Origin of the sequence: Xenorhabdus santafensis (assembly GCF_033949405.1) — a bacterium.
Taxonomy (GTDB): Bacteria; Pseudomonadota; Gammaproteobacteria; order Enterobacterales; family Enterobacteriaceae; genus Xenorhabdus; species Xenorhabdus santafensis.
In genome coordinates, this window is the sequence record NZ_VCDN01000126.1 from 1 (window position 1) to 4,675 (window position 4,675).

The 4,675-nt window shown below is 54.4% G+C and carries 4 protein-coding genes and 2 pseudogenes; all 6 read left to right on the forward strand.

Annotated features, from left to right (window positions below; genetic code table 11):
• Window positions 1-177: pseudogene (locus FE392_RS18950) on the forward strand (type VI secretion system Vgr family protein); the annotation flags it as partial.
• A gap of 10 nt (window positions 178-187) precedes the next feature.
• Window positions 188-1,408: a DUF2169 family type VI secretion system accessory protein gene (locus tag FE392_RS18955; RefSeq protein ID WP_319931707.1), complete on the forward strand. Its 1,221-nt coding sequence runs from the start codon at window positions 188-190 to the stop codon at window positions 1,406-1,408.
• On the forward strand, window positions 1,398-1,754 hold the full coding sequence (locus FE392_RS18960) for a DUF4150 domain-containing protein (protein WP_319931708.1): 357 nt from the start codon (window positions 1,398-1,400) through the stop codon (window positions 1,752-1,754). The genes FE392_RS18955 and FE392_RS18960 overlap by 11 nt, the downstream gene beginning before the upstream one ends.
• 11 nt (window positions 1,755-1,765) lie before the next feature.
• Window positions 1,766-2,833, forward strand: coding sequence for a hypothetical protein (locus FE392_RS18965; RefSeq protein WP_319931709.1), 1,068 nt, complete (start codon window positions 1,766-1,768; stop codon window positions 2,831-2,833).
• Entirely contained in the window at window positions 2,770-3,450 is a 681-nt protein-coding gene (locus FE392_RS18970; protein WP_319931710.1) for a DUF6531 domain-containing protein, read from the forward strand. Before FE392_RS18965 ends, FE392_RS18970 begins: the two co-directional genes overlap by 64 nt.
• Before the next feature lie 134 nt (window positions 3,451-3,584).
• Window positions 3,585-4,675: pseudogene (locus tag FE392_RS18975) on the forward strand (RHS repeat-associated core domain-containing protein); the annotation flags it as partial.

The following is a 4,675-nucleotide window of genomic DNA, read 5'->3' on the forward strand; positions in this document are numbered from 1 at the left end:
TCCGTGGCCGTCAAGAATACCTTGTCCATCACGGCCGGGGAGGTGATTGAACTGACATGCGGCGCCAGCACCCTGCGCATGGACAGCAGCGGTAAAATTACGATCCAGGGCACGGAGTTCAAATTCGAGGCCAGCGGTCCGGTACAAATCACCGGCAAGGACATTGACCTGAACTAAGGAGCCTGAGATGGAATTTCGTAACCTGACCCCGTTTGCGGTGATGAACTATTCAATGCTCGATGTGGACGATGTCGAGCACCATGTGGCCGTCATGAAACTCGGCTATCAATTGCTGCCGGACAGTACCGGTCACTGCCTCGCGGAATTGTTGCCTGCGCCGCCCCTGTGTTTGCAGGATGAATTCCGCGGACAGATGAATGCCTCGCAAGTGTTGCAGGAAAGTGACCTTGCCCCGTTTAAGCCGCGCTGTGACATTATCGTCAACGGCACCGCCTATACGCCAGATAATCAACCCACGACAGCGTTTCCTGTCCGGTTGCAGGTTAAAAGTAAGCAGGGCGAGACCCTGCTCGACAAAACCCTGACCGTGACCGGCGAACGGGAATTTATCCGTGACACCAACGGCCACTGGCAACTGACCGACCCAAAACCCTTTACCACCCTGCCGATGGATTACCGCTACGCCTTTGGCGGGGAATGCAAAATTCAGGCAGACGACAAGGCGAGCGCGCACCTCAAGGAAAGTGATCGCCTGACCGCGGAACAACGTCAGCAACACCCGGACGGGGACAATGCGCCGCTGGCGCACGCCACCTGTGAAACTAACCCGCTGGGAAGGGGGTTTATCACGCCGTGGTACGCCGGGGCCAAACAACTTACCCGTTACCCGGCACCGCGTATCACCCAACCAGATGCGCCGTTCACCGCCCAGCATTTTACCGAACAACTCGCGGGCACCCTGCCGGCTGATATGCCAACCAGCCAACCGCAAGGCTTGGGCTTTATCGGCCGCCCGTGGCTGCCCCGCCGCCAGTTCGCCGGGACATACGATGACGACTGGCTCGCCCACCGTCACCCTTACCTGCCGAAAGACTTCGACTTCCGATATTGGAACGGGGCCCCGGCTGACCAGCAAATTGACTGGCCGGATACCGATATCTCACTGAGCCTGCAAGGCATGACGCCCAGCGGCCAGCTGCACGTTACCCTGCCGGGGCATCGCCCGTTTATTTTGCTGCGCATGGAAAACGGCATTTTGCTGCCGATTCCGATGCGTACGGACACGTTAATTATCGACAGCGAAGCCAGGACGTTGCATATGACTTGTCGACTGAGTTTCAAAGCCTCCCTGCCCGTACGCGTCGCAGAAACGCGATTTGAAATTAACCCGGATATCCCTTTGGTCAAATTAGCGTCACTGGAAGAGGAGAATTCACATGGCGGATAACTACATCGCCCGCACTGCAGGCGACTGGCTAATAGTCGGCATGCTGCCGGACGTGTGCAAAACCCCGATGGGGTCATCAACGCCCCCCATTCCCTATCCGGTCATCGCCAAACTGGCAGGCAGTGATGTACCGGAAAACACCGTGCGCGCCAATGGTAAGCCGGTAGTGGTATTTGCCCGCAGTTTTGTCCCTCAAACGCTCGGTGACCAACCCGGTGTCGCCAACGGAGTAAAAAGCGGCACCGTGGGGGCGAAGTGCCACCCGAAAGCGCATACCAACACCGTCCGGGCCGGCAACAAGCTGGTGCTGCGCCACGGGGATGAATTCTGGATGAACGGGGCATAAGGAAAACAACCATGACAGAAAACAGCAGGAGCAGTACCGACAGCAAAGCGGCAATCAAGGCGGAAGAACCGGCCAATCCAGAGAATATTGTCCCCCCTAAACCGAATTCCCCGTTACCACAAAAGGCTCGGGATGACAGCCCGACCGGGGAAGGCAATACGGTAGGTAAAATTATCGGACAAGCACCACAGGCCGCCAGTCCTCCCCATGAGGCCAATGCAGTCATACTGCCCGAAACCCAAGATGAAAAAGGACTTTGGACACAGTTAAGGGATTACTTTGATACGGCAATGGCGCATTCTACGGCTGCGGATGCAGAAGAGCGCGCTGCCTTATTGGAAATGACGGGACAAAAAGAGGCGGCTGAAAACTTACGCAATGTGGCAGAGAACAGTCGTCAAAATGTCGATAAATTTCGCGCATCTGATATGGCCATCGGCGCGGCGAAACGTGTTTACAATATAGGGGTCGATACGGCGGAAGCCGTGACGAAACTTCAGGGAAATGCCAGTGCGTTGAACGCTCAAGCCCGCGCCGCCGAGCTGGAAGCGTTAGGATTGAATAGAGCGGCCGAAGGCTTACACAACACAGGGACAACCCTTGCCAAAAACACGGAAGAATTCAATCTAAATTCGGCACGAAAGAGCTATGATAATCCGATGCAGAAAGGCGGGGCAGATGTCGTAGATACAGCCACCTTTGTTTCTTTAGCCGGTGAAATCCCTGCCCTGCTTAAAAGCGTCAGTTCTTTTTTTACACTCGGCAATAAAGCCAAAACCGGCACCACACAGGGCATGGCAACCGCCACAACTAACGCGGCCAAACAAGAAGCTAAAGTGGAAACCCAAGTGGCGGGAGAGACTGGAAGCGGTGCCCGTGTTCAGGAAAGAGCGCCCGTATCAGCCGAAACAACCCCCAAAACCAAGAATGTCGAAAAAGACCCGGTTGATAACAAGTCAACCAACAAGGAAGGCCAAAATAGCAACAAAGCAAAAACAAGGGGGATCCTGTTGATATGGCCACCGGTGATTTCCTGCAAATCTGGCCCGTCATTGCTATCCCCGGATTATTGCCAATAACCCTGACCCGAACTTATCGTTCTACCGCTCAGTACAGTGGCCTGTTTGGCTCCAAATGGGCGGATGACTGGTCGCGGCAACTGTTACTCGCTGATGACAAAGTGAATTTCACTGATGCCGATGGTGTAATCTATGATTTCAGCACACCTGAAAATCAGGTTCTCGCCCGTAACCAACATATTCCTCATTGCCTGCTCACCGGTGAACTGAATGGCGAATTGCAATTGACGGATCGTCAGTCCCAGCTCAGTTACCATTTCAACCATGTTGTCGGCAATACTCGCAAACTGTCCGCGATCACCGATCGCCGGCAGAATGTGATCCAATTTATCTATGATAAACAGTCACAACTGATTGAAGTCACGCGCACCGACGGTTTCCGGTTGGTGTTGGGTTACCAGAACCAACAACTCCAGACAGTGGATTATCTTGAGCCTCAGAAACAACAGCGTCTGGTAACTTGTCACTATGATTTGCAAGGTTACCTGCATGAATGTGACGCGTTCCAGCATAACCACCTGTGGCATGAATATGATGCACAGGGACGGATGATCCGCTGGCATGATACAGACCAGACCGACTTAAGCCTGACTTATGATGACAAGGGCGCGTACTGAGTACGACGTCCTCCAGTGGTTACTGGTGTGACCATTTTCACTATGATGATCAAGCTCGCATCACCACGTACCGAGATGGAGAAGGCGGTGAAACCCAATACCACTACGATCATAATGGGTTGGTTATCCGTGAAGTGGATCCATTAGGGCGTATCATCCGCCGTCAATGGCGTCATAGCCAAATTGTCTGGGAAGCCGATCGGGCAGGAGGGATAACCACCTTCGATTACAACCCTGACGGTGCACTGACCGCAGTGAAACTCCCGACGGGCGACACCTTTGCTTACGGTTATGACGAGCATGGGCAGCTCATCGAAAGTGTCATGCCAACCGGTGAGCGTTGGCAATGGCATTATGACGAACAGGGTAACCTGACAGAACTGACTAATCCATTGGGGCACACAGAGGCCTACCAATACGGCACGCACGGCGAACTGCGCCAGCGCCTGCTGCCGGACGGTAGAACGTGGCACTATGCTTATGATGAGCACCAACACCTCGCCGCTGTGATGACACCGGACGGTGAAACCACCGGACTGGAGCTGGATGCCTTGGGTCGCCTGCGCCGCTTCACTGACGCGCTGAAACAGGAAACCCGTTACCAATACAGCCCCGACCATGCCAGCCTCATTAATGGCAGCCTGAGTGAAATCACCCTCGCGGATGGTGTTACCCAAAAACTGGAATATGACAGCGAACATCGTGTCGCCGCCGTCACGGATGGGGAAGGCCGAACTACCCGCTACACCTATGGCGCCTTTGACTTGCTGACCCACGTCACTCGCCCGGACGGCACCACCCTGCGCTTTGGCTATGATCGACTCACCCGTTTGAATTCGGTCACGGCCTCCACGGGGGAAACTTACCGCTATGAGCGGGATGCCGCTGGCCAGATTATCCGCGAAACGGATTTCACCGGTCGAACACTGACCTATCAGTACGATAAATTGGGTCGTCGGACACACACGATATATCCCGACGGCCAACAACTTCGCTGGAGCTATTCCACGGCGGGGTTGTTGGTCAAACAGGAAAGCTGGCAGCCAGAAGAAAACCAGCTCGTATTGAAAGACATCACCACCTACGAATACAACCCACGGTATCAATTGGTGAAAGCCACCAATACCGATGCAGTCGTCGAGTATGAATATGACAAAACCACCGGTCTGCCCACCTGTGAGCGTATCAACGGACGGGAAATCATTCGTGAATGGGATGAGCTGAC